Genomic DNA, 25,573 nt, shown 5'->3' with positions numbered 1-25,573 from the left:
TAAATGTTCTTTAAGGCTGCATCATGCAGCATTTACAGAAAAAAAGACCTAACTTTGCATAAGTCAGGTCTTTCATCTTTAAAATATCAGACTGCTATTTTCATGAGGTTGTCGGAAAACTTATGCTGTTAAAATCGATATTGAGAGCAGTTGCTGTCGTTAAATTATTAGCAGTTGTGAAGATAACCCTGAGCTGGTAAGTGTTCGTTCCTGCGGTCGGCGCAGTATCCACTACTGTATCAGCAATCGAAAAACTATCCGTAGCTGCGATAGTACTAGTTCGCGACAGAGTTCTTGTATGAATTTGCACTGCTCCCCTATATAATCTCACTTCATAAACAAAGTTTGAATTGGCTGCAGTTGTTAACGCGACACTGAGTGCATAATCAAGCTTTACATTCTGCAAAGCATTAACCGGGACTGCCAGCGTAGCAACGGGAACTTCTGTATTTAACGGCGGATAAACAGTGAGCGGCCCGTTGGTTCTTGTGAAGAGCAAGGTTGGTGTACTGCCTGTGGCGCCGGTTGGGCCTGTTACTCCCGTGGCTCCTGTTGACCCGGTTGCTCCTGTTACTCCGGTTGGGCCAGTTGCTCCGGTTGGCCCTGTTGCGCCGGTCGATCCTGTGGCGCCGGTGAGCCCGGTTGCTCCTGTTACTCCTGTTACTCCCGTTGCACCAGTGGCTCCTGTTACTCCCGTTGCACCAGTTGCGCCTGTTGCTCCCGTTGCTCCAGTCAAGCCGGTTATGCCTGTCGATCCGGTTGCGCCTGTTGGCCCTGTTGCACCGGTTGGGCCTGTCGCGCCAGTTGAACCGGTCGCTCCGGTGGCTCCTGTTACTCCCGTTGCACCAGTTGCTCCTGTTACTCCCGTTGCACCAGTGGCTCCTGTTACTCCCGTTGCACCAGTGGCTCCTGTTACTCCCGTTGCACCAGTGGCTCCTGTTACTCCCGTTGCACCCGTTGCTTCTGTTACTCCCGTTGCTCCCGTCAAGCCGGTTGGGCCCGTTATTCCAGTTACTCCGGTCGCTCCGGTTGAGCCTGTTGGCCCTGTTGCACCGGTTGGTCCGGTCGCTCCAGTTGAACCGGTCGCTCCGGTAGCTCCGGTGAGCCCGGTTGCTCCCGTTACTCCTGTGGCTCCTGTTGCTCCAGTTAGTCCTGTTACACCAGTTATTCCCGTTACTCCAGTTGGACCAGTTGCTCCGGTTGAACCTGTTACCCCTGTTGCCCCAGTCACTCCAGTTGCACCTGTTGATCCCGTTACTCCGGTGGCTCCAGTCACACCCGTTGAACCGGTTGGGCCTGTCGCGCCTGTTATTCCGGTTGTACCGGTTGGGCCTGTCGCGCCTGTTATTCCAGTTAGCCCGGTTACACCAGTTGCGCCTGTTGCTCCGGTTGAGCCCGTTATTCCGGTCGCTCCGGTTGAACCTGTTATACCCGTTGCTCCAGTCACTCCAGTTGCTCCGGTTGCTCCCGTTGCCCCGGTTGCTCCGGTTGAGCCCGTTATTCCGGTCACTCCGGTTGAACCTGTTATACGCGTTGCTCCAGTCACTCCAGTTGCTCCGGTTTCTCCAGTCGGTCCTGTTGATCCCGTTACTCCCGTTGAACCGGTTGCACCGGTTGCTCCCGTTGCCCCAGTTACTCCGGTTGAGCCCGTGGTTCCGGTTTCTCCTGTTGATCCTGTTGCGCCGGTTTCTCCGGTTTCTCCGGTTGAACCTGTTGCTCCCGTTGCTCCTGTTGGACCAGTTGCTCCGGTTGAGCCCGTGGTTCCGGTTTCTCCTGTTGCTCCTGTTGCGCCGGTTTCTCCGGTTGCTCCGGTTGAACCTGTTACCCCTGTTGCGCCAGTCGCTCCGGTTATCCCCGTTGACCCAGTCACTCCCGTTACACCGGTTGGGCCGGTTGGGCCGGTTGAGCCTGTCGATCCCGTTGCTCCTGTTACACCAGTTGATCCCGTGACCCCAGTTGGGCCGGTTTCTCCGGTTGAACCAGTTGACCCTGTTGGACCTGTTGCTCCTGTTACTCCAGTTGATCCCGTTGAGCCAGTCGCGCCGGTTTCTCCAGTTGGGCCGGTTTCTCCGGTCGAACCTGTTACACCTGTTGGGCCGGTTGGACCGGTCTCTCCCGTTGGGCCAGTTTCTCCCATTGCACCGGTTACTCCTGTTGCTCCAGTTACACCGGTTATTCCTGTTGACCCTGTTACACCAGTCGCTCCGGTTACTCCTGTTGACCCTGTTACACCGGTTGAGCCAGTCGCTCCGGTTATACCAGTTGCCCCTGTCGCTCCTGTTGAACCGGTTGCACCTGTGACTCCTGTTGGGCCGGTTTCTCCCGTTGAGCCAGTCGGTCCGGTTGAACCAATTGCTCCTGTCACTCCAGTTGCACCTGTTATCCCGGTTGAGCCTGTGACCCCAGTTGCTCCGGTTGAGCCAGTTGGTCCTGTTACACCAGTTATTCCCGTTACACCAGTTGGACCAGTTGCTCCGGTTGGGCCGGTCTCTCCCGTTGGACCGATTTCTCCAGTTACACCCGTTGCCCCTGTTGGGCCAGTTGATCCCGTTACTCCGGTTGCGCCGGTTTCTCCAGTAGCTCCGGTATCCCCGGTCGAGCCAGTTACTCCGGTTGCCCCAGTCACTCCAGTTGCACCTGTTGATCCCGTTACTCCGGTTTCTCCTGTCGATCCTGTTGCTCCAGTCACTCCCGTTGGACCGGTCGATCCGGTTACTCCCGTTACCCCAGTCGCTCCTGTTGTTCCCGTTGCTCCGGTTATACCAGTTGGGCCTGTTGCGCCGGTCGCTCCGGTTATCCCCGTTGCCCCTGTCGCTCCTGTTGAACCGGTTGCACCTGTGACTCCTGTTGGGCCGGTTTCTCCCGTTGAGCCGGTTGCACCGGTGACTCCTGTTGACCCTGTTACCCCAGTCGCTCCGGTTATGCCAGTTGCCCCTGTCACTCCTGTTGAACCGGTCGCACCTGTGACTCCTGTTGCGCCGGTTGGGCCGGTCTCTCCCGTTGGACCGGTTTCTCCAGTTACACCAGTTATTCCCGTTACACCAGTTGGACCAGTTGCTCCGGTTGGGCCGGTCTCTCCCGTTGGACCGATTTCTCCAGTTACACCCGTTGCCCCTGTTGGGCCAGTTGATCCCGTTACTCCGGTTGCGCCGGTTTCTCCAGTAGCTCCGGTATCCCCGGTCGAGCCAGTTACTCCGGTTGCCCCAGTCACTCCCGTTGGACCGGTCGATCCGGTTGCTCCCGTTACTCCGGTTGCCCCAGTCACTCCCGTTGCACCTGTTGATCCCGTTCCTCCGGTTGCGCCGGTTTCTCCAGTCGCTCCGGTATCCCCGGTCGCGCCAGTTGCTCCGGTTGCCCCAGTCCCTCCAGTTGCACCTGTTGCTCCCGTTCCTCCGGTTTCTCCTGTCGATCCTGTTGCTCCAGTCACTCCCGTTGGACCGGTCGATCCGGTTACTCCCGTTACCCCAGTCGCTCCTGTTGTTCCCGTTGCTCCGGTTATACCAGTTGGGCCTGTTGCGCCGGTCGCTCCGGTTATCCCCGTTGCCCCTGTCGCTCCTGTTGAACCGGTTGAACCTGTTACTCCTGTTGAGCCTGTTGCTCCGGTTGATCCCGTTATTCCGGTCGCTCCTGTTGCACCGATTGAGCCTGTTGCTCCTGTTATCCCCGTTTCTCCAGTCACTCCAGTTGCTCCGGTTTCTCCTGTTACACCGGTTGGGCCGGTTGATCCTGTTGGACCCGTGATTCCGGTTGGGCCTGTTATTCCTGTTGCTCCGGTTTCTCCCGTTGCTCCGGTTGAGCCGGTTTCTCCTGTTAAGCCAGTTGGGCCTGTTGCTCCGGTTGAACCAGTTACACCAGTTGGGCCGGTTACTCCCGTCGCCCCGGTTTCTCCTGTTGCTCCAGTCACTCCGGTTGAGCCAGTTGCTCCGGTTGCACCAGTTACACCAGTTGGGCCGGTTCCTCCCGTCGCCCCGGTTTCTCCTGTTAAACCAGTTGGGCCTGTTGCCCCGGTTGAACCAGTTACCCCAGTTGGGCCGGTTCCTCCCGTCGCCCCGGTTGCTCCTGTTGCTCCAGTCACGCCGGTTGAGCCAGTAGCTCCGGTATCCCCTGTCGAGCCAGTTACTCCGGTTGAACCAGTCACTCCAGTTGCACCTGTTGATCCCGTTACTCCGGTTTCTCCTGTCGATCCTGTTGCTCCTGTTATTCCGGTTGAGCCTGTTGATCCCGTTGGACCGGCCTCTCCCGTTGGGCCTGTTGATCCGGTTACACCCGTTACCCCAGTCGCTCCTGTTATCCCCGTCGCACCGGTTTCTCCTGTTACACCCGTTGGACCTGTTCCCCCGGTTGCGCCTGTTTCTCCAGTTAATCCCGTCGCACCAGTTGAGCCGGTTGCGCCTGTCGGTCCGGTTGCACCCGTTTCTCCGGTTGGGCCGGTTGAGCCTGTTGGGCCGGTTTCTCCAGTAGCTCCGGTATCCCCGGTCGAGCCAGTTTCTCCGGTTGCACCAGTCACTCCGGTTGCACCGGTTGGGCCGGTTGCGCCTGTCGGTCCGGTTGCACCCGTCACCCCGGTTGCACCGGTTGGGCCGGTTGAGCCCGTTGGGCCGGTTTCTCCAGTAGCGCCGGTATCCCCGGTCGAGCCAGTTTCGCCGGTTGCACCAGTCACTCCGGTTGCACCGGTTGAACCTGTTGCTCCGGTTGAGCCAGTCGCTCCTGTTACACCGGTTGGGCCGGTTGCTCCTGTTGGCCCTGTTGCGCCGGTTGGGCCGGTTTCTCCAGTAGCTCCGGTATCCCCGGCCGAGCCAGTTTCTCCGGTCGCACCAGTCCCTCCGGTGGCACCGGTTGAACCTGTGGCTCCGGTTGAGCCAGCCGCTCCTGTTACACCGGTTGGGCCGATTGATCCTGTTGGACCCGTGATTCCGGTTGGGCCGGTTTCTCCCGTTGAGCCTGTTGCTCCTGTTATTCCGGTTGAGCCGGTTGCTCCGGTTGCCCCAGTCGCTCCTGTTACCCCGGTTGGGCCGGTTGCTCCTGTTGGCCCTGTTGCGCCGGTTGGGCCAGTTTCTCCCGTTGCACCGGTTACACCTGTTGAGCCCGTTACACCAGTTGGACCCGTTACTCCGGTTGAGCCAGTTTCTCCCGTTGAGCCAGTTGAGCCAGTCGCGCCGGTTGAACCTGTTACTCCTGTGGATCCCGTTACTCCTGCTGGGCCAGTTTCTCCCGTTGCCCCAGTTACTCCCGTTGCTCCGGTTACTCCTGTCGCTCCAGTTGCTCCCGTTGCTCCGGTCGCTCCGGTTGAGCCTGTTGCTCCTGTTGCTCCAGTTGCTCCCGTTGCTCCGGTCGCTCCGGTTGAGCCTGTTGCTCCTGTTGCTCCAGTTGCTCCCGTTGCTCCGGTTACTCCTGTCGCTCCAGTTGCTCCCGTTGCCCCAGTTACTCCCGTTGCTCCGGTTGCTCCGGTTGCTCCAGTTGCTCCCGGTGCTCCGGTCGCTCCGGTTGAGCCTGTTGATCCTGTTACTCCAGTCAAACCGGTTGAACCCGTGGTCCCGGTTGCTCCTGTTGATCCTNGTTGGACCCGTTACTCCGGTTGAGCCAGTTTCTCCCGTTGAGCCAGTTGAGCCAGTCGCGCCGGTTGAACCTGTTACTCCTGTGGATCCCGTTACTCCTGCTGGGCCAGTTTCTCCCGTTGCCCCAGTTACTCCCGTTGCTCCGGTTACTCCTGTTGCTCCAGTTGCTCCCGTTGCTCCGGTCGCTCCGGTTGAGCCTGTTGATCCTGTTACTCCAGTCAAACCGGTTGAACCCGTGGTCCCGGTTGCTCCTGTTGATCCTGTTGAGCCTGTTGGCCCTGTTGCGCCGGTTGGTCCGGTTGGACCCGTTAGGCCTGTTGTACCTGTTGACCCGGTTGCGCCAGTTGCACCTGTTATTCCGGTTGAGCCTGTTGGGCCGGTTTCTCCTGTTGGCCCTGTTGCGCCGGTTTCTCCCGTTGCCCCCGTTACTCCGGTCGCTCCGGTTGCGCCTGTTGGGCCGGTTTCTCCCGTTGAACCAGTTACACCAGTTGAGCCGGTTTCTCCTGTTGCGCCCGTTGCTCCGGTTGGACCAGTTGGGCCTGTTGCACCAGTCGAACCGGTTGTTCCTGTTACTCCTGTTGGACCGGTTTCTCCCGTTGCCCCAGTTACTCCGGTCGCCCCGGTTACTCCGGTCGCTCCGGTTGCTCCTGTTACTCCTGTTGGACCGGTTTCTCCCGTGGCCCCAGTTACTCCGGTCGCCCCGGTTACTCCGGTCGCTCCGGTTACTCCGGTTGAACCTGTTACTCCAGTTGATCCCGTTACTCCCGTCGCTCCAGTTGCTCCTGTTGAACCAGTTACACCAGTTGGGCCGGTTTCTCCTGTCGCCCCGGTTACTCCGGTTGGACCCGTGATTCCGGTTGGGCCTGTTATTCCTGTTGCTCCGGTTTCTCCGGTCGCCCCAGTTACTCCCGTTGCTCCAGTCACACCCGTTGCACCGGTTGGGCCTGTTACTCCTGTTACTCCTGTTGCTCCAGTTGCTCCCGTTGCTCCCGTTGCGCCCGTCGCTCCGGTTGAACCGGTTACACCCGTTGCGCCTGTTGCGCCCGTTGCTCCAGTCCCACCCGTTGCACCGGTTGGGCCTGTTCCTCCTGTTACTCCAGTTGATCCCGTTGCGCCAGTCGCTCCGGTTGAACCGGTTACACCAGTTGCGCCTGTTGAGCCCGTTGCACCAGTCGTTCCGGTTACTCCGGTTCCACCTGTTGCGCCTGTTGAGCCGGTTATTCCAGTTATACCAGTTGATCCCGTTGGACCTGTTTCCCCAGTTACACCTGTTGGGCCGGTTGGGCCGGTTTCTCCAGTTATACCTGTCGCCCCAGTTTCCCCTGTTATTCCGGTTGTACCTGTCACTCCCGTTGGTCCAGTCTCCCCCGTTGGACCGGTCGAGCCTGTTATTCCGGTCGCTCCTGTTGTTCCCGTTCTCCCGGTTACACCCGTGACCCCAGTCGATCCTGTCGATCCCGTTACTCCTGCTGGGCCGGTTACTCCCGTCGCACCGGTTTCTCCTCTTGCTCCAGTCACTCCGGTTGAGCCAGTAGCTCCGGTATCCCCGGTCGATCCAGTTACTCCGGTTACCCCAGTCACTCCAGTTGCACCTGTTGATCCTGTTACTCCGGTTGAGCCTGTTGATCCCGTTGGGCCGGTTGACCCGGTTACACCCGTTCCCCCAGTCGCTCCGGTTGTTCCGGTTGCTCCCGTTGGGCCGGTTGACCCGGTTACACCCGTGCCCCCAGTCGCTCCTGTCGATCCCGTTCCTCCGGTTTCTCCTGTCGCGCCTGTTGCTCCTGTTACTCCGGTTGAGCCTGTTGATCCCGTTGGGCCGGTTGATCCGGTTACACCCGTTACCCCAGTCTCTCCAGTTGCACCTGTTGATCCCGTTACTCCGGTTTCTCCTGTCGCTCCTGTTGCTCCTGTTATTCCGGTTGAGCCTATTGATCCCGTTGGGCCGGTTCATCCGGTTACACCCGTTCCCCCAGTCGCTCCGGTTGTCCCCGTTGCTCCGGTTATACCAGTTGCGCCGGTCGCTCCGGTTGAGCCCGTGGTTCCGGTTACTCCTGTTGGCCCTGTTGCGCCGGTTGGGCCTGTCGATCCTGTTGCACCCGTTTCTCCGGTTGGGCCTGTTGAGCCGGTTGGGCCGATTTCTCCCGTTACACCGGTTGCGCCGGTTTCTCCCGTTGCCCCAGTTTCTCCTGTTGGGCCAGTTTCTCCCATTGCCCCGGTTACTCCTGTTGCTCCAGTTGCACCGGTTGGGCCGGTTGGACCAGTTACACCATTCACTCCAGTTGCACCAGTTTCTCCTGTTACACCCGTTGGACCTGTTCCCCCGGTTGCGCCTGTTTCTCCAGTTAATCCCGTCGCACCAGTTGAGCCGGTTGCGCCTGTCGGTCCGGTTGTTCCCGTTCCCCCGGTTACACCAGTTACCCCAGTCGATCCTGTTGCTCCAGTTACTCCTGTTGGGCCAGTTTCTCCTGTTGGGCCAGTTTCTCCTGTTGGGCCAGTTTCTCCTGTTGCACCTGTTGGGCCAGTTTCTCCTGTTGCACCTGTTGGGCCAGTTTCTCCTGTTGATCCTGTCGCGCCGGTTGGGCCTGTTATCCCTGTTGCTCCTGTTGGCCCTGTTATTCCTGTTGCTCCTGTTGGGCCAGTTATTCCCGTTGCGCCGGTCGCCCCGGATGCACCCGTCGCTCCAGTTTCTCCTGTTGAACCAGTTACACCAGTCGCTCCTGTTGGACCGGTCAAGCCGGTTGGGCCTGTTGCACCAGTCAAGCCAGTTGTTCCTGTTACTCCAGTCACTCCGGTTGAGCCCGTAGTTCCGGTTGCTCCCGTTGCACCAGTTACTCCGGTCGCTCCTCTTACTCCAGTCACTCCGGTTGAGCCCGTAGTTCCGGTTGCTCCCGTTGCACCAGTTACTCCGGTCGCTCCTCTTGCTCCAGTTACTCCGGTTGAGCCAGTGGTTCCGGTTGCTCCTCTTGCTCCTGTTACACCAGTCGAGCCGGTAGCTCCAGTTACTCCCGTCGCCCCTGTTACTCCTGTCGGACCAGTCACTCCGGTTGGGCCGGTTACACCCGTTGATCCTGTCGACCCGATTGAGCCGGTTACTCCTGTGGGACCTGTTACTCCCGTCGCCCCTGTTACTCCGGTTGATCCAGTCATTCCAGTCGACCCAGTCGCTCCTCTTGCTCCAGTCACTCCAGTTGAGCCCGTGGTTCCGGTTGCTCCTCTTGCTCCTGTTACACCAGTCGAGCCGGTAGCTCCAGTTACTCCGGTTGCTCCGGTCGCTCCTCTTGCTCCGGTCACTCCTGTGGGGCCCGTCACTCCTGTGGGACCTGTAATTCCCGTTACGCCAGGTTCACCCCCGGTTTGCGCCAATGAAACATCGTCTATTAAAACCGTTCCGGAAGAAACTTTACTTACTACAATGACGGCAAAGGCCGCGCCAGAAGGCACAGTACTTGTTTTATAGATTTCAGACCATGTGTGAAAGAGCACGTTCGGCAAATTTCCGGGTGTAATATTTTCTTGAATGGAACTGATTTGTTCACCTGCTGCGCTGACATATATGATCTGGAGAGTGACTTGGGGACTTGGCTCATTTCCGAGCGTTGCGAGTGATACGAATAGAGTCACTGACTTGGCTGAAATGGGAACGATTTGACTGAGGTAAGCATATGGCTGAGCTCCAATAAATTGCGCAGAATATCTCCCTGAATGTGCAAACAAACTGTTAATCTGGGTATTTGCCGAACTCCACCCCGCTAATGTGCCGGTTTCAAAGCTTCCGTTTATAATCGGATTATTCATTCAATCTTTTTCCCTCTCCTTCCCGTTGTTGACCGTCTTACTTATTAAGACAGCATATTAATACGGGCTGTGTTTTGACAATCTAAATAAAAAAGGTGATTTCTTTTCATCACCTTAATCCGATCCTTGAATGGGGAATCCCGTCGCAATGAGGGAGCGGTTTGCCGCTGCGACTTGTGTTACGTAATTCGAAGAAAGGACGGATAAATAGAGCTGATACGCGGCTGTTTCATCCGCCTTCATTTCGTCGATGTACGTAAAAGGAATTCCTATGATTTGCCCGCCTGAAGAAAAGAGGTTCCGCTCTTGTCTCTGTGTTTGTATCGATACGCCATTTCTTTGCAGCTCGAGAGCTAAGACCAATGAGAAATGAGACGCGAGCGGATCTAATTCCACATTTACTTGTATGACGGCATCCGTTTTCACCAATTGATCTGTCGGCGCGGCTATCACTGTGCTTAACACGTTTATCGGTGTTCCTTCTAACGGAATCATCATCTGGTCTGCTGTATTTTGAAAAGCTACAGCCGGAACCGCTCCCGGCGGCCCCTCAGGCCCCGGGGGACCGGGCGGACCCGCCTCCCCTTGCGGACCGCGGGAGCCGGCGGGTCCTCTTTTGCCTTCGGGACCTCGCAGCCCGGGTACGCACAAGGCAGATCGATTTTCATCTGAAGACGGAAACCGTTTTTCCGTCCCTGTTTCCGGCCTTTCATGTTCACATGGTAATTGTTCATACCGGTGTTTCATATGTCTGCTCATATATTTGTAAGGTTTCTGTTTCAATATCATGTATTGATTACGGCCGCTGCTCATATTATCACCCCGGCCATATTCTATTCGCACTGGAGTCATCATGTGCAGGCCCTTCCCCTTCCTTACAGAAATAAAAAAAAGGCAGACCTGAGTCTGCCTTTTTTTCTTCTACCATAACCCTAATACTTTCCACCATAATCCGCCGATCACAAGCCATGTCACAATATGGACGATTGACAGGATAAAGCCGATGGACCACCATTTGCTTTGCGATATATAACCCGCTCCGAAAAAGACCGGAGCTGCTCCTGAGCCGTAATGCGTCGTCGAACCGAAAAGGTTGCTGAAAAACGCCAGGCTGAGCGCCGCCAACAGCGGCGGAGCGCCTGCCGCCACGATGACGGCGAGAAATGCCGCATACATGGCGCTGATATGCGCGGTTGCGCTCGCAAAGAAGTAATGCGTGTAATAATACACGACAATCAGAATCATAAATGCCACAATCCATGAAAAACCGGAAACAGAAGATTTCATCATATTGCTGAACCAAGACACCATGCCGAGCTCATTCAGGAAATTCGCCAGCATCACAAGCGCCGCGAACCAAGTCAGCGTATCCCATGCACCTTGTTCCTTTTTGATGTCCTCCCATGTTAATACCTGTGACAAAAGCAAAACGGATAATCCGATCAGGGCCGTCGTCGTTGCGTCAATATTTAAGCTTCCTCCGAAAATCCACAGCGCAAGCACCAATAGAAAGACAATGACCATGGAGAGTTCGGATTTTTTAAACGGACCCATTTCTTTCAATTTTTCCGTTGCGATTTTAGCCGCATCCGGTGTTTCTTTAATTTCCGGCGGATACAGCTTATAAATGACGAGCGGCGTAATGATTAAGCTCGCCAATCCCGGTACAATGGCTGCGATTGCCCAGCTTGTCCATGTGATGTCCACCCCTGCGACATCGTGGGCCAGCTTGGCGATCAGCGGGTTCGCCGCCATTGCCGTCAAAAACATCGCAGACGTAATCAAGTTTCCTTGAAAACCGGTTTTTAATAAGAAAGCGCCGATTTTCCGCTCTGTTCCGTCTGCCGGCGTTGATCCGAAAGTTTCGGATAATGATCTGATAATAGGAAAAATAATGCCGCCCGCCCGTGCCGTGTTGCTCGGAATGGCAGGTGATAAAATTAAATCACTGAAAAGCAGTGAATAAGAAAGGCCGAGTGTTTTCTTCCCGAACCGTTGTACGAATACGTAAGAAATCCTGGCGCCGAGCCCGGTTTTGATAAATCCCCGGGAAATAAAAAAGGCGATGACAATCAGCCAGATTGTCTTGTTTCCAAATCCGCTTAACGTATTTTCAATAGATAGCGTTCCCGTTAACGCGGTGACTGCCAATGCAAAAATTGCAATTGCGCCCATTGGCAAGGGCTTGGAGATAAAGCCGATAATTGTTGCGACAAAAATAGCGAACAAATGCCATGCTTTAGGTTCAAGTCCGGACGGCGCGGGAATAAACCAAATGATTAATCCCACAGCAACAGTAATAAGCAAAGGAATGATTTTTACTGCCTGCTGTTTTTTTGCGTCTTTTTCTGAAGCCATTACAGGTCTCCTCCTATTTTGTTGTCTTCCATCCCCTATCCCATTTTACTACTTAACTAAGTTAATAAACGTTTTTGTTAATTAAAAAACACAAAGGAATATTTTCCTTTGTGTTTCTTGTTTCTTATTTTAATATGCCCGACCCGGCTTTAGATATAACATCTGATTTTACATTTGATGATGAGCCGATGGAACCGTGCAATGACGGTGTCCAGCCGACGGACTGACTTAATCCGTTGGCGGCCGACGCGTTAATGGAGGAGCCGTTTAAAAGAGTGCCGTCTTCATGAAGCGCTTTTCCGCCGCTGAAGACGCTGATGACTTTATCAGCAGCCAGTCCCGGCACTTCAAAAACATTATTCTGGGCATATATTTTTGACGCGCGGCCCGCGCCCCACGCATAGCTGAACGGGTATGCAGCGCTTTTCGAGCCTGCGTAAAAATTATTATAAATATGAACCTGCCCGTACCGGACCCGCGGCGCGCGCTGGACGATGTTCTGGTAATAGTTATGGTGAAGGGTCACCTTCAGTTTTCCCTCATCCGACGTCTTGCTGTCGCTGTTTCCGATGACGGAGCCTTTGTCATGGTCATGATATTTATTATAGGACAATGTAATATAATTCGCCCCGTTGGCTATATCCGTCTGGCCGTCATGGTGCTGATATTTTCTCCCGTAATAGTAGGGAAAACCGCTGTCGGGATTCGATCCGTCATTAAAGGTGCAATGATCGATCCAGATGTGCGTCGCGCCGTTAATGGTGATATTGTCATATTCCGAGTTCCAGTTGCCGCTGCTGCCGTCCGTCGGGTCCCATTGCGGAAAATAGTCGTAAGCGTCTTGAAATTCAATGTTGCGGATGATGACATTGTCGACACCGTTCTTAATATTAAAATTCCCGCCTGTCACTTTGGCATTTGAACCCGAGCCGATGATCGTCGTATTTGAAGGAATGTCAACCACGACCCGTGCCTTCTGGTTTTTTTGCGATCGCTGTCTGGCGTCTTCCTGGGTGCCTGACGGCGCTTTTTTTCCCCATTTGTCCGGGTCGTACGCCTTCAGATAGGCGTTCGGATCATATGCCGGATCTTTATAATCATCAAAGCCGAGCGTTTTATTGCGGTCGTCCGTATTCATATTGATTGTGCCTTGTATGTAAATAATCTTCGGTGTGCTGTTGGCGCTTCCCCCTAATGCAGAAACGAGCTGCTGTCTGTTTGATACGGTGTATACATTCGATGAAGAGGCTTTCGCGCCGCCGGTTGTCCCGCCGGAAGCGGCTCCCCAGCCGTCATTTGTTCCTAACGTCTGCCGTCCCAGATCAGCGGCATAGACGTCCGCAGGGATCATACATAAACAAACCGCCAGCATAAATAACATTTTTTTCATGAATTGTGCTCCTCCTGATTCTTTGTTCCAATTTATTACAGATGAATTGTATCAAATCAGTTGAGAAACAGCACCGAAAATGTACAGAATGTGCCTTTTGGTTTTATTGCGGAAACCGCAAAAAAATCCCAAGGGGCCGAAAACCCCTTGGGATCTGTTCAGCTTACGCCCATGATTTTACTTTTTCGTTATCCGTGACAAACAGAAGAACTTTTCCTTCATCTAAGCGCTTTTCAAATTGTGATGCTTCCTCTTCCGAAAAGCCGATTTCGTGAATTTTGTTGCGGAGCTCGTCGCCTTTTTTATTAAACATATTGCCGACTGCGTGTTTAATGCCCGTTTCTTTCGCTCCGATGGTATTGACATCAGTGTTATCGGCCAGGCGGTCCGTTCTGTCGTCATCATGTGAAAGCACATATACGTCTTCTTTTGCGACACCCAATTGCTGAAGCTCTTTTACGTCCTGCATCAGTTTTTGATCATTTGTATATTCTCTTACTACCGGTTTCATTGATAAGTCCTCCCTTTTGTTTTGTATATTGGATGTTTACCCGATCAATCAAGGATCAAACAAAAGAAAGAGAGTTCAGTGGGAAAACGGGCAGATTGTCGGTGGATATTTTCTGGCGGGACATGTTACAGTAGAAAAAGCAACTTTTATCAGAAAAATAAAAATCTTCTTGAGCCGATTAAGCAGGGAGGTGGTTCCTATTCATTACTTTTCACCGGAACAGCGATTTAACGCTTGGGTTGTCAGTGATTTAGTGAAGCAGGTATTCCGCCGGCATACCCGCTGCCCGGATGGAATAAAAGAGCTTACGGCCTTTGCTGAAGATACTTTTCATATTAATATCGATTTCGTTTTCTCTATCATTATCAATATCGGTGATATCGAATCCGTTCTGCCGGCAGAAATTGAAAATAGGCTGGGTTCTTATCTGACCGCGCTTCAGCCCGTGATTACCGCTGACATGCTTCATTCTTCAAAAACGAATGCCTATGAATATTTGGAACATGAGAAAAACACCGATGTGTATCGGTTATTCTATTAAATATGCATATAAGGAAAGAAGGGCCCTGGTCCTTCTTTTTTTATGGCCGCTGACGGTTTGATTTTGTAATTGGGAAATGGTTCGTGTTACATTTGGAACAACCACTTATCTTGAAGGAGGATTCAGTATGCCGAATCATCAGCAGCAAATTCAATTGGCAAGACGCCCCAAAGGCGTTCCCGCCCATGACGATTTCCGCTTTGAAACGATTGCCGTGCCCGAACCGAAAGACGGCGAAGTGCTTGTGAAAACGAGTTATGTGTCCGTTGATCCGTACATGCGCGGACGGATGCAGGATACAAAATCATATGTAGAGCCGTTCGCTTTAGATGAAGCCATAACAGGCGGAGTGATTGCCGAGGTTCTGACAGACGGCGATAAGCTGAAAAAAGGAGATGTTGTGATCGGAAATCTCGCGTGGCAGGAATATTCAGCCGTCAATGAGTCCGCCCTCCGCAAGTTGGATACGGATATCGCACCCGCCCAGGCGTATCTCGGCATTTTAGGGATGACCGGACTGACCGCTTACTTCGGGCTGCTCGATATCGGCCGTCCGAAAAAAGGCGAAACCGTCGTCGTTTCAGGCGCGGCGGGCGCCGTCGGCTCAACAGTCGGACAGATTGCCAAAATCAAAGGCGCGCGGATTGTCGGCATCGCCGGATCTGATGAAAAAATTGCGTATTTGAAAGAGGAGCTTCAATTTGATGAAGCCATTAATTACAAAACGGCGGATGATATTCAAAAAGCGCTGGAACAGGCATGTCCTGACGGCGTCGATGTCTATTTTGACAATGTCGGCGGACCGATTTCAGATGCGGTGATAAACCTGCTGAATGAATTCGCCCGCATTCCGGTATGCGGAGCGATCTCATCGTACAATACCGAAAGTGAAGAAGAAGACATGGGCCCCCGCGTCCAGCCGAAGCTGATCAAAACAAAAGCGCTGATGCAGGGATTCATCGTCAGTGATTATGCTGATCGCTTTTCCGAAGGTGCGAAACAATTGGCCGAATGGCTTAAGGATGGAAAGCTTCATTATGAAGAAACGATTACGGAAGGATTCAGCAATATTCCTGACGCATTCCTCGGTCTGTTTAAAGGAGAAAACAAAGGCAAACAGATCATCAAAGTCAGTGATCTAAGTTAACATGATGATGAAAAAAGGAGGGCTTTGTCCCCTCCTTTTCTTTTTTTTTCGGATCAGCCGCGAAGAATCAAAGTAAGAAAGCCGTCTTCATCAGGCTCCGTATCTTCCAAAGTGAATCCTGCTGCTTGAAAGCAGGCTAAACTGATTTGATTGTCTTTTTCGATGCTTGCCGCCCATTCCCGCACGCTGGTAAACCCAGGGTCAGTCAGCAGTTTTTGCAAGATCTGTTTTCCGTACCCTTGAAGCTGGTACAAAGGATTGACGATCAATCCGATATACGCCCGCTCCTCCACAAACTCTATAGAGACCATGCCTCCCGGAAGCTGCCCGTTATATGCCATAAGGACAGTATCGTCTTCATCTTTACTCAATCGTGCATACCACGCGTCTAATGGCAGCATCGCATCCATTCTCCGTCTGATGTTATCGTTTTTAAACCAGTGTTCAAGTATTTTCAGCTCACGTACCTTCAATATTTGAAATCTGTCTATTGACACCATCTTCCCGCCCCCGCCTGAACCTTTTCTATTATTTTACAACAAAAAAACGAAGGGCTTCCCGCCCTCCGTTTCTTATTTCTCAGATAATTTTCCGCCTGAATAAACGGCCTCTTTCAGCTCAATTCCGAGTGATTTGGCCATTTTTTTCAATTTGGATTCTTCCATCGGCGTGACAAGGCTGAGTACGGTTCCTTCTTTACCGGCCCGCCCCGTCCGGCCTGATCTGTGAATGTACCCGTCTTCATTCGGGATGTCCGCGTGAATGACGTACGGAAGATCATCGATATCGAGTCCGCGCGCCGCAATGTCAGTCGCCAGAAGCAGCGGAAATTCTCCCCGTTCAAACGCTGATAATATCTTTGCCCGCTCCATTTTTTTCGCTTCTCCGTGCAGGATGCCGAGATCCACATGGTGATAGGCGAGTTTTTCCGCATAGACGCTTAAATTTCCGATATCTCTGACGAACACGAGCGCCTGCATGCCGTTCAGCCGTGACAGCTTTTGCAATAGCTTCACTTTATCCCGCTGATCGCAGACGAGATATTGATGCGTGACGCGCGCTTTTTCCGCCGTATTCCGCTCCACTTTCAAAACGGCCGGTTCGTGTGCGATGGTATTCAGCACCTGTTCTGTTTCCGGCTGCAGCGTAGCGGAAAAGCTTAAAAGCTGTCGGTCTTTCAGCGTCGTTTTAATGATTTTTTTCATCGTTTCGCGGTGTTCCTGTGTCACGAGCTGATCCGCTTCATCAAGAACGATCGTCTTGACTTCATGCATTTTCAGCTTTTTCGCCTGAATCAATTCGAGCACCCTGCCCGGTGTGCCCGCAATGATATGCGGTTTATTTTTGAGCTTTTCCACCTGCTTTTTCACGTTTGCTCCGCCGATCAAAGACAAAGCGCGAAGATCAGAGCCTTTTATCCACTCCTGAATCACTTGAAAAATCTGCATCACAAGTTCGCGGGACGGTGCTAAAATGATCACTTGCGGATGTTTCTGTTCCGGGTTGATCCGCTCCAGAACCGGAAGCGTGTACGCCAATGTTTTTCCCGTTCCCGTCGGGGATTCGGCAATGACGTCTTTCCCTTCCATAATCACCTGAGCGGCTTTTTCCTGAATAACGGTCGGCTCCTGAAAACCTGACGCCTCCCAGTTTTCGGCGATAAATGGTTGTGTATGCTGTAAAAATGGCCATGTTTGGGTCATGTCGTTCTCCTCAATTCTTAAAATCTACTCCATAGTATCTCAAATGCAAGCGCCAAACGCAATTTTCTTTTTCCTTCCAAGCCTTTTAACAAACGGTCTCCTCCTTTATAATCATAAATGAGAAAGACACAAGATAAAAAATGCGTGTCTGATAACGATAGAGGTGTAATGATGAGTATTTTATCCGTAAAAGATTTAAGCCACGGCTTTGGTGACCGTGCGCTTTTTAACAATGTATCGTTCCGTCTTTTAAAAGGGGAGCACGTCGGCTTAATCGGAGCAAACGGCGAAGGTAAATCAACGTTTATGAATATTATTACCGGAAAGCTTGAGCCTGATGAGGGTAAAGTTGAATGGGCGAAAAACGTGCGCGTCGGCTACCTCGATCAGCATACCGTGCTTGAAAAAGGAAAAACGATCCGCGACGTGCTGAAAGATGCGTTCCATTACTTATTTGCGATGGAAGAGGAAATGAATGAGATTTACAACAAAATGGGCGAAGCGGACCCTGATGAGCTTGAGCAGCTGCTTGAAGATGTCGGTGTCATTCAAGACGCCCTGACAAACAATGACTTCTACGTGATTGACAGCAAAGTTGAAGAAATCGCCCGCGGCCTCGGCCTGCAGGATGTCGGACTTGACCGCGACGTCACTGATTTAAGCGGCGGACAGCGGACGAAAGTGCTGCTCGCCAAACTGCTTTTAGAAAAACCGGAAATTCTTCTGTTGGACGAACCGACCAACTACCTTGATGAGCAGCATATTGAATGGCTGAAACGCTATTTGCAGGAATATGAAAATGCGTTCATCTTAATTTCTCACGACATTCCGTTTTTAAACAGCGTGATCAATTTGATTTATCATGTGGAAAATCAGGAGCTGACTCGTTATGTCGGCGACTACCATCAGTTTATGGAAGTCTACGAAGTGAAAAAGCAGCAGCTCGAAGCCGCCTATAAAAAACAGCAGCAGGAAGTGGCTGAGCTAAAAGATTTCGTCGCCCGCAACAAAGCGCGGGTCAGCACGAGAAATATGGCGATGTCCCGCCAGAAAAAGCTTGATAAGATGGATATGATCGAACTGGCGGCCGAAAAACCGAAGCCGGAATTCCATTTCAAGCCTGCGAGAACGTCAGGCAAGCTCATTTTTGAAACGAAGGACTTAGTCATCGGCTACGATACTCCGCTGTCACGCCCGCTCAATCTCAGAATGGAGCGCGGACAGAAAGTCGCCCTGTACGGCGCAAACGGCATCGGGAAGACGACGCTGTTAAAGAGCCTGCTCGGTGAAATCCAGCCGCTGGAAGGCACGGTGGAACGGGGCGAGCATCAATACACGGGCTATTTCGAGCAGGAAGTGAAAGAAACCAATAACAATACGTGCATCGAAGAAGTGTGGAGCGAATTTCCTTCCTTTACCCAGTATGAAATCCGCGCCGCCCTCGCCAAATGCGGCCTGACGACCAAACACATTGAAAGCCGCGTCTCCGTTCTCAGCGGAGGAGAAAAAGCGAAGGTCAGACTGTGCAAGCTGATCAATTCAGAAACAAACCTGCTCGTGCTTGACGAACCGACAAACCACCTGGATGTCGATGCGAAAGAAGAGCTGAAACGCGCGCTGAAAGAATACAAAGGCTCCATTCTGCTGATTTCCCACGAACCCGAGTTCTACATGGATATCGCGACGGAAACATGGAATTGTGAATCTTGGACGACGAAAGTGCTGTAAACACAAAAAGGAACTCCCGCCTGTGCGGAAGTTCCTTTTTTTCTTAATGTCCGGCTTTTATTCCGGCGAGATGTTTGCGTCCCATGAGAAGGACAAGCATGCCGACAAAAACGACGATCCCGCCTACTGTATATGGAGTGCTTGCGGTGAAGTGTTCTGACAGCATTCCCGCAATCCACGGAGCGAGCGCACCGCCGATAAAACGGACTGAGCTGTAGGCTGAAGACGCGATTGAACGTTCAACCGGCGCAGAACCCATCACAGCGGTTGTCATGATCGTATTCACCATACCGAGAACAGCACCGGCGACAACGATACATGTAATGATCAACGTCTGATGGTCAGTCCAGATCCCCATGACGATGAGAATGACCGCAAAGGCGATAAAGAGAACGACGAGCGAACCCACTGTTCCCAGCGCTTTGTGCACGAGCGGCGCCGTAAAGACTGACGTAATTGCCAGCAATAACCCCCAGCCGAAGAAGACATATCCAAGGCCGTGTTCATCTAAATCCAGCACGAACGGAGAATAAGCAAGCAAAATAAAAAATCCAAAGTTGTATAAGAATGCAGATACTGCCATTGTCAAAAGGCCTTTATATTTGAGCGCCTTCATCGCATCAAACACACCGACGCGTTTCGCCGGTTTCGGCAGCTTCGGCAGCATGAGTGAAATCGCGCAAAGCGCTATGAACATAAGGACAGATACTCCGAAGAACGGAGCGCGCCATGAGATGCTGCCAAGCTCTCCGCCGGCAAGCGGCCCGACGGAAATCCCCAAGCCGAGCGCAGCCTCATACAGAATAATGGCTTTGGCGCTGCCGCCGACTGATACCCCGACAATGACGGCAAGCGCGGTTGAAATAAAGAGAGCATTCCCAAGCCCCCAGCCGCCGCGATAGCCGACAAGCTGAGCGATTGAACTTGAGCTTCCGCCGAGGGCGGCAAACACGATGATAAAAATAAGTCCGAGAAGCAGCGTCCATTTTGCGCCGATCCGGCTTGAAATCGCGCCGGAGAAAAACATCATAAAACCGGTAACGAGCAAATAACTTGTAAATAACAGAGATACTTCACTAGGTGAAGCATGTAATTGTGCGGCGATCGCCGGAAGAATCGGATCGACAAGACCGATTCCCATAAAGGAAATAACACAGGCAAACGCAACCGCCCAAACGGCTTTCGGCTGGCTGAATAAGCCTGTTTTCTGTTGTGATGATGTATCCATTTGACCAGACCTCCTGTTTCATCCATTAAAAGAAACGCTATATCCATAGCGTTTACAGCAAAATCATTCGATTGATTGAATGGCGCGGTCAGCTTTTTCTTTCATTCCGTTAAGGCGCGTTTTAAAATGCTGAAATGTGCTGATCTTCTCATCAATCATCTCAAGCTGGTGGTTCAAAGCGTGCTGAATCTCTTCCAGCTTTTCTTTCCGTTCCTTCGGATCCAGTGACAACAAGTACCCCTCTTTGTTTAATTCCAGCTGACGGCTCATCTCCATAAACTGCTGAAGCTCCTGAAGGGAAAAACCGAGCACTTCTTTTGTGCTGGTGACTTTTTCGAGCTCCTCCATATCATCTTCAGAGTAAAGCCGGACGCCGCCTTCTGTCCGTTTAGGAGCAGGAATCAAACCAATCTCCTCGTAAAAACGAATGGTTCGTTTTGTCAATCCGCTTCGCTTGGCAACTTGATCAATCTTCATCCATTCCAAGGTGAATCCCCCTCTTGTCGTATCTGTTTCTATTATACACCATTTGAACCTTAACGTAAACGTTAACTTTTTATGCCTGATAAACTTGGTTTGGACAAAACGTTTGTCTTTAAAGCGCCGGGAGACATCTGTGTAAGATAAAAAAAGCCGGTATGACCCGCCATCTTTCTCGGGGGCCGTACCGGCTTTTCTTAATTCTCAAGTTCTTCAATCATCAGTGACAATTCGGTCCAGCGCTCCATCGCCGCTTCAAGCTCTTCAGCCGTTTTTGCCTGTTCGGCCATCAGTTCTTGAATCTTTCCGAAATCACTTCCCGCTTCAGCGATTTCCGCTTCCAGACGCTGATGCTTTTCTTCAAGGCCGGCGATTTTGTCTTCGATGCCGTCCCATTCAATCTGATCCTTATATGAAAGCTTTTTGCGCTTTTTCTTCGGCTCTTCTTCCGCCTTTTTCTCTTCGGCCGGCTGTTTTACCGCCGTCTTCTTCGCTTTTGCGTGTTCCATGTATTCACTGTACGAACCTTGGAAACGGGAAATGACGCCTTGTCCTTCAAATACGATCAGGCGGTCAATGACGCGGTCAAGGAAATAGCGGTCATGGGATACGGTGATGACGACGCCCGGGAACTGTTCGATATAATCTTCGAGCACGCTTAATGTTTCCGTGTCCAGATCATTGGTCGGCTCATCTAAAAACAGCACATTCGGTTCCTGCATCAGTACATTCAGCAAGTACAGACGGCGCTTTTCCCCGCCCGACAGCTTTCTGATATATGTCTGCTGCATCGGACGAGGGAACAGAAAACGCTCAAGCATTTGTTCCGCGGTGATGACATCGCCTTCCGCCGTTTTGACGATTTCAGCCGTCTCTTTTATATATTCAATGACTTTCATATCACCGTTCATTTCGCTGTGGTCCTGGGTGTAGTAGCCGATCCGGACCGTCTGCCCGATGGTGATATTGCCGCTGTCAGGCTGAATTCTGCCGGCGAGGCTGTTTAAAAGTGTCGTTTTCCCGATTCCGTTCGGCCCGATGATGCCGATTCGTTCCCCCGGGATGACAAGCTCATTAAACTGACTGATCAGCGCTTGGCCGTTATAGGTAATGGCGACGTTATCGGCTTCGATCACCTGTTTTCCGAGACGGTGGGAGCCGATCGCGAAATCGAGTGATCCGGAGACTGCCGGCCCTTTTTGCTCTTTGAGCGCCTCCGCTCTGTCCACTCTCGCTTTTTGTTTCGTCGAGCGCGCTTTCGCCCCTCTTCTGAGCCACGCCAATTCGCGGCGCAGGAGGTTTTGACGTTTTGTTTCTTTCTGCTCCGCCAGCGCTTCCCGTTCGGCCCGTTTTTCCAGGAATACTTCATAGTTTCCTTTATACGTATAAAGGCTGCCTCTCTCAAGCTCGTAAATTCTGTTCGTCACCCTGTTCAGAAAATATCTGTCGTGCGTGACAAGCATAACGGCGCCCGGATATTGCGATAAGTAGCCTTCCAGCCATTCAATCGTTTCATTGTCCAAGTGGTTTGTCGGTTCATCCAAAATGAGCAGGTCAGCCGGCTGGATGACGTTTTTCGCAATCGCGACGCGCTTTCTCTGGCCGCCGGACAGCTCGCTGACATCCTTCATCAGATCGGTGACGCCAAGTTTGGTTAAAACCGTTTTGGCTAACGTATTCGCCTCCCACGCATCATTCGCGTCCATTCGGGCCTGCGCATCAAGCAGCTGTTTCTGGCGCTGGTCATTTTCCGGTTCTTCATTCAGCGCCTGAAGCGCTTTTTCGTATTCTCTCATCGTTCTCATGACGGCTGATCCGCCGGAATAAATATGTTCAAGAACGGTTTGTCCGGCCGGAAGATCAGGGTCCTGATGCAAAAACTCAATATGCACGTTTCCTGAGGCCGTAATCTCGCCTTCCTCCGTTGATTCAAGGCCGGCAATGGTTTTCAGAAGCGTAGACTTCCCCGTTCCGTTCGGGCCGATTAAACCGATTCTTTCATTCTCTTCAATATGAAAGGAGATATGGTCGAATAATGTCTTATCTCCGTATGTTTTATAAAGGTTTTCCGCTTTTATGATGCTCATGGTCCCTATCAATCCTCACGTAAGTTCATGTGTTCATTTTAAATCAGGCGCTGGAATAAAACTAGTAAAAGGACAGACAAATTTCTTGGAAGAGATCATTTTGTCCGAAGAATGTTTCCGCCTCTCCTTTTATACACTGGAGGTGAAGAGGTGATGACATGATCAGCGTCAGTTTGTGCGTTATCGTGAAAAATGAAGAGGAAGTGCTTGCGGGCTGTCTTGATTCCGTCAAAGACATTGCGGATGAAATTGTGATTGCTGATACGGGCTCGACCGACCGGACGAAAGAAATCGCGGCCCGTTATACGGATAAGATTTATGATTTTGAATGGATCGATCACTTTGCGGCCGCCCGTAACTTTGTGTTTTCGAAAGCGGAAATGGATTATATTCTGTGGCTGGACGCCGACGATATATTGACGGAAAAGGACCGTGAAAAGCTGATTGAACTGAAGGCGTCGCTTTCAAAAGAGGTGGACGCGGTATCCATGTATTATCACGTCGGCTTTGATGATCGGGGAGAGGTCAGCTTCAGATACCGCCGCAACCGACTCGTCAAGCGTGAAAAAGGGTTCCGCTGGATCGGAGCCGTGCATGAGTATCTTGAAGTATACGGAAACATCATAGAAACCGATATTGCCGTCACACACCGGAAATCCGAGAAAAAGCACTCGCCTCCCTCAGACCGCAACTTGAAGATTTATGAGAAAATGGCGGAAAACAGTGAAACGATGACACCGCGCGATTTGTTTTACTTCGCGAATGAATTAAAGGATCACGGCCAGTATCAGCGCGCCATCACGTATTATCACCATTTTCTTTCCACAAAACAGTGCTGGATCGAAGACGAGATCAGAACGTGCCAATATCTATCCGATTGCTACAGGGCGGTCGGCCATGAAGAGGCCGCCATGACGTCTCTCTTAAAATCATTTCTGATCGATTGTCCGCGGCCGGAGTTCTGCTGCAGGCTCGGCGACTATTTTGCGGAGAAACGGCAATACCGGCAGAGTGTGTTTTGGTATGAGCTCGCCCTATCCGCCAAAAGCAGTGATGCAGGCTTTACCCAGCTCGAATATTCCACCTGGTATCCCCATCTGCAGCTCTGCGTCTGCCACTGGCAGCTCGGCGACAGAGAAAAAGCGAAGATTCATAACGACAAAGCCGCCTCCTATCATCCGTCACATCCGAGTGTCCTGTATAATCAAAACGTGCTCGGCACATAACATCGAAAAAAAGAGCTGCCCCGTATGAAGGGCAGCTCCTTATTGATTACGCTGTCGGAATTCCTCCGCTTACACTGTAAATTTGGGATGTCACATAGCTCGATTCTTCTGAGGCCAAAAAGACATAAATCCCTGCTAGCTCCGCCGGCTGTCCGGCGCGGTTTAATGGAACGGCAGGTGTTTCCTTGCCGAATTTCGGAATGTTTTCACCGGGCTGTCCTCCCGAAATCTGCAGAGGCGTCCAGATCGGCCCCGGCGCTACCGAGTTGACTCTGATTCCTTTATTTGCCAGCTGTTTTCCTAAGCCGACGGTAAAACCGATAATGGCATGTTTCGTCGCGGCATAATCCAACAGCATCGGGCTTGGATTATACCCTTCTACGGACGTTGTCGTGATAATAGACGCGCCTTCCGGCAGATACGGAAGCGCGGCTTTGACGAGCCAATACAGCGAGAATACGTTGACTTCAAATGTTTGATAGATTTGTTCTGTGGCAAGATCGCTGATATCATCCACTGCCTGCTGATTGCCGGCGACAAGAGCGAGCGTGTCAAGACCGCCAAGCTCTTGATACGCTTTTTCCGCCAATTCTCCGCAAATCGCTTCATCGCTTAAATCTCCCGGCAGCAGAACGGCTTTTCTTCCCTCTTTTTCAATTAACGCTTTCACTTCTTCGGCATCCGGCTGTTCCTCAGGCAGATAGTTAATGGCCACATCCGCCCCTTCCCGGGCATAAGCAATCGCGGCGGCCCGGCCGATACCTGAATCGCCGCCGGTGACGAGGGCTTTTCTTCCCTTCAGCTTGCCGGCTCCTTTATAGCTCGTTTCACCGCAGTCCGGCACAGGCTTCATCTCTTTTTGCAAACCGGGCGGTTCTTGATATTGTTTTGGAAATTCATCATGATCATATTTCGTCAGCGGGTTGTGCAGATTTGCATCAGACATACAAGACTCTCCTTTATCATGGGTGATGTATTCGTATGTGTACCCCTTTAGCATGACGGATCAAACGTGTAAGTGCAGTTTCCGATTGATAAAGGAAAAACAAAAAAGGAGCCCGTAAGCTCCCTTTTTTTATGACTCTCCGAGTACGTTTTCAGCCATTTTCGCTAAATGCTGGGCGCTTCCCGAAATTTCCTGCATCGTGGCAGAAATTTGTTCAACCGCCGCCGCTTGGCCGTTTGTGTTCTGGTTGATGGATTCAATAGAGTCCTCCAGCCCTTTCAGCAGGCTGTGGATTTTTTTCGTAATCTGGTCAATTTGGCCGACGTTGTCTTTTGAATGAGTGGCAAGCTTGCGGATCTCATCCGCCACCACGGAAAAGCCCTTGCCGGATTCTCCTGCTCTCGCGGCTTCAATGGCCGCATTCAAACCGAGCAGATTGCTTTGATCCGAGATGCCCTTGACAGTGACGGAAATGTCGGCGATTTCTCCCGCGCTTTCACTGACTTGTTTCGCCTGAGCGGAAATTCCGGTCATCTGTGCTGAGAAACCGCTGATGGATTCTGAGATATCCGCGATGGCCGAAGCGGTCTGTTCCACGACGGCGGACAGGCTTTCAGCGACATCATGAAGCTTGGCTGATTTTTCAAGGCTCGTGCCGAGACCGACGCCGCCGATGACTTTTCCGTTTTCATCGTGAAGCGGAATCGCTCTGGCGATCAGCGGAAATCCGAACAGCTCTTTCGGCACCATGCTTGTCTTCTTCTGATTCATGCGGATCGCGTCTGTAATGATGTCCCCTTTTTGCAGCGGGTCTCCCGGCTTTACATTAAGAGAAAACGTTTTAGCCGGAATATTCACGATTAATTTTTCTGTATCAT

15 protein-coding genes and 2 pseudogenes are annotated in these 25,573 nt (G+C 52.0%); 4 read left to right on the top strand and 13 right to left on the bottom strand.

Translation table 11 applies throughout. From position 1 onward, the window contains the following. Positions 1 to 100 precede the first annotated feature (100 nt). The 6 genes and pseudogenes from D5S11_RS13450 to D5S11_RS13420 form a co-directional block, all read right to left on the bottom strand. Positions 101 to 5,555, bottom strand: a pseudogene (locus D5S11_RS13450) (beta strand repeat-containing protein); the annotation flags it as partial. 1 nt (position 5,556) lies between these two features. Next, positions 5,557 to 9,350 (bottom strand): annotated as a pseudogene (locus D5S11_RS20410) (NTTRR-F1 domain); the annotation flags it as partial. A 114-nt stretch (positions 9,351 to 9,464) separates the two neighbouring features. Continuing rightward, positions 9,465 to 10,163, bottom strand: coding sequence for a hypothetical protein (locus D5S11_RS13435; RefSeq protein WP_064108255.1), 699 nt, complete (start codon positions 10,161 to 10,163; stop codon positions 9,465 to 9,467). A gap of 108 nt (positions 10,164 to 10,271) precedes the next feature. Next, positions 10,272 to 11,708 (bottom strand): anion permease, encoded by a 1,437-nt coding sequence (locus D5S11_RS13430; protein ID WP_007408966.1) that lies wholly within the window; start codon positions 11,706 to 11,708, stop codon positions 10,272 to 10,274. Positions 11,709 to 11,832: 124 nt separating this feature from the next. Beyond that, entirely contained in the window at positions 11,833 to 13,098 is a 1,266-nt protein-coding gene (locus D5S11_RS13425; protein WP_108725108.1) for a pectate lyase, read from the bottom strand. 163 nt (positions 13,099 to 13,261) lie between these two features. After that, positions 13,262 to 13,609: a YflT domain-containing protein gene (locus D5S11_RS13420; protein ID WP_003155650.1), complete on the bottom strand. Its 348-nt coding sequence runs from the start codon at positions 13,607 to 13,609 to the stop codon at positions 13,262 to 13,264. A gap of 190 nt (positions 13,610 to 13,799) precedes the next feature. On the opposite strand from D5S11_RS13420, the gene D5S11_RS13415 reads away from it, so the two are divergent. Together D5S11_RS13415 and D5S11_RS13410 are read left to right on the top strand one after the other, a co-directional pair. After that, complete coding sequence (locus D5S11_RS13415) at positions 13,800 to 14,150, top strand: DUF3212 family protein (protein WP_051058666.1); 351 nt, start codon at positions 13,800 to 13,802, stop codon at positions 14,148 to 14,150. Between the two features lie 127 nt (positions 14,151 to 14,277). Continuing rightward, positions 14,278 to 15,297 carry an NADP-dependent oxidoreductase gene (locus D5S11_RS13410; protein WP_108725109.1) on the top strand — a complete coding sequence of 340 codons (1,020 nt, stop codon included), beginning with the start codon at positions 14,278 to 14,280 and terminating at the stop codon, positions 15,295 to 15,297. 53 nt (positions 15,298 to 15,350) lie between these two features. Here the strand turns inward: D5S11_RS13410 and D5S11_RS13405 are convergent, their stop codons facing one another. Together D5S11_RS13405 and D5S11_RS13400 are read right to left on the bottom strand one after the other, a co-directional pair. Continuing rightward, entirely contained in the window at positions 15,351 to 15,797 is a 447-nt protein-coding gene (locus tag D5S11_RS13405; RefSeq protein WP_108725110.1) for a GNAT family N-acetyltransferase, read from the bottom strand. Between the two features lie 72 nt (positions 15,798 to 15,869). Then, positions 15,870 to 17,000 carry a DEAD/DEAH box helicase gene (locus D5S11_RS13400; protein WP_015239365.1) on the bottom strand — a complete coding sequence of 377 codons (1,131 nt, stop codon included), beginning with the start codon at positions 16,998 to 17,000 and terminating at the stop codon, positions 15,870 to 15,872. A gap of 171 nt (positions 17,001 to 17,171) precedes the next feature. Here D5S11_RS13400 and D5S11_RS13395 point away from each other — a divergent pair, with 171 nt between their 5' ends. Next, a complete protein-coding gene (locus tag D5S11_RS13395; protein WP_012117051.1) occupies positions 17,172 to 18,728 on the top strand; it encodes an ABC-F family ATP-binding cassette domain-containing protein in 1,557 nt (518 codons plus the stop codon). A 43-nt stretch (positions 18,729 to 18,771) separates the two neighbouring features. On the opposite strand, the gene D5S11_RS13390 is transcribed toward D5S11_RS13395, so the two are convergent. From D5S11_RS13390 to D5S11_RS13380, 3 genes are all read right to left on the bottom strand, one after another. Beyond that, positions 18,772 to 19,956 carry an MFS transporter gene (locus D5S11_RS13390; RefSeq protein WP_007408959.1) on the bottom strand — a complete coding sequence of 395 codons (1,185 nt, stop codon included), beginning with the start codon at positions 19,954 to 19,956 and terminating at the stop codon, positions 18,772 to 18,774. Between the two features lie 63 nt (positions 19,957 to 20,019). After that, a complete protein-coding gene (locus tag D5S11_RS13385) occupies positions 20,020 to 20,442 on the bottom strand; it encodes a MerR family transcriptional regulator (protein WP_003155658.1) in 423 nt (140 codons plus the stop codon). A gap of 191 nt (positions 20,443 to 20,633) precedes the next feature. Further along, positions 20,634 to 22,523 carry an ABC-F family ATP-binding cassette domain-containing protein gene (locus D5S11_RS13380; protein ID WP_108725111.1) on the bottom strand — a complete coding sequence of 630 codons (1,890 nt, stop codon included), beginning with the start codon at positions 22,521 to 22,523 and terminating at the stop codon, positions 20,634 to 20,636. Positions 22,524 to 22,681: 158 nt separating this feature from the next. On the opposite strand from D5S11_RS13380, the gene D5S11_RS13375 reads away from it, so the two are divergent. Then, positions 22,682 to 23,749 carry a glycosyltransferase gene (locus tag D5S11_RS13375; protein ID WP_108725112.1) on the top strand — a complete coding sequence of 356 codons (1,068 nt, stop codon included), beginning with the start codon at positions 22,682 to 22,684 and terminating at the stop codon, positions 23,747 to 23,749. 46 nt (positions 23,750 to 23,795) lie between these two features. On the opposite strand, the gene D5S11_RS13370 is transcribed toward D5S11_RS13375, so the two are convergent. Together D5S11_RS13370 and D5S11_RS20485 are read right to left on the bottom strand one after the other, a co-directional pair. After that, positions 23,796 to 24,695, bottom strand: coding sequence for an SDR family oxidoreductase (locus tag D5S11_RS13370; RefSeq protein WP_108725113.1), 900 nt, complete (start codon positions 24,693 to 24,695; stop codon positions 23,796 to 23,798). A gap of 129 nt (positions 24,696 to 24,824) precedes the next feature. Continuing rightward, positions 24,825 to 25,229 (bottom strand): methyl-accepting chemotaxis protein, encoded by a 405-nt coding sequence (locus D5S11_RS20485; protein WP_369878808.1) that lies wholly within the window; start codon positions 25,227 to 25,229, stop codon positions 24,825 to 24,827. Positions 25,230 to 25,573 lie beyond the last annotated feature (344 nt).

It is taken from the genome of Bacillus sp. L75, assembly GCF_003676355.1.
Taxonomy (GTDB): Bacteria; Bacillota; Bacilli; order Bacillales; family Bacillaceae; genus Bacillus; species Bacillus velezensis.
This window is presented reverse-complemented; position numbering and strand designations above follow the sequence as displayed.

Bases quoted from the DNA above. Each gene is read 5' to 3' on its own strand.
- D5S11_RS13395 (WP_012117051.1), top strand. From the start codon at position 17,172: ATGAGTATTTTATCCGTAAAAGATTTAAGCCACGGCTTTGGTGACCGT.
- D5S11_RS13380 (WP_108725111.1), bottom strand. From the start codon at position 22,523: ATGAGCATCATAAAAGCGGAAAACCTTTATAAAACATACGGAGATAAG.
- D5S11_RS13400 (WP_015239365.1), bottom strand. From the start codon at position 17,000: ATGACCCAAACATGGCCATTTTTACAGCATACACAACCATTTATCGCC.
- D5S11_RS20485 (WP_369878808.1), bottom strand. From the start codon at position 25,229: ATGACCGGAATTTCCGCTCAGGCGAAACAAGTCAGTGAAAGCGCGGGA.
- D5S11_RS13405 (WP_108725110.1), bottom strand. From the start codon at position 15,797: ATGGTGTCAATAGACAGATTTCAAATATTGAAGGTACGTGAGCTGAAA.
- D5S11_RS13370 (WP_108725113.1), bottom strand. From the start codon at position 24,695: ATGTCTGATGCAAATCTGCACAACCCGCTGACGAAATATGATCATGAT.
- D5S11_RS13430 (WP_007408966.1), bottom strand. From the start codon at position 11,708: ATGGCTTCAGAAAAAGACGCAAAAAAACAGCAGGCAGTAAAAATCATT.
- D5S11_RS13425 (WP_108725108.1), bottom strand. From the start codon at position 13,098: ATGAAAAAAATGTTATTTATGCTGGCGGTTTGTTTATGTATGATCCCT.
- D5S11_RS13390 (WP_007408959.1), bottom strand. From the start codon at position 19,956: ATGGATACATCATCACAACAGAAAACAGGCTTATTCAGCCAGCCGAAA.
- D5S11_RS13420 (WP_003155650.1), bottom strand. From the start codon at position 13,609: ATGAAACCGGTAGTAAGAGAATATACAAATGATCAAAAACTGATGCAG.
- D5S11_RS13375 (WP_108725112.1), top strand. From the start codon at position 22,682: ATGATCAGCGTCAGTTTGTGCGTTATCGTGAAAAATGAAGAGGAAGTG.
- D5S11_RS13435 (WP_064108255.1), bottom strand. From the start codon at position 10,163: ATGAGCAGCGGCCGTAATCAATACATGATATTGAAACAGAAACCTTAC.
- D5S11_RS13410 (WP_108725109.1), top strand. From the start codon at position 14,278: ATGCCGAATCATCAGCAGCAAATTCAATTGGCAAGACGCCCCAAAGGC.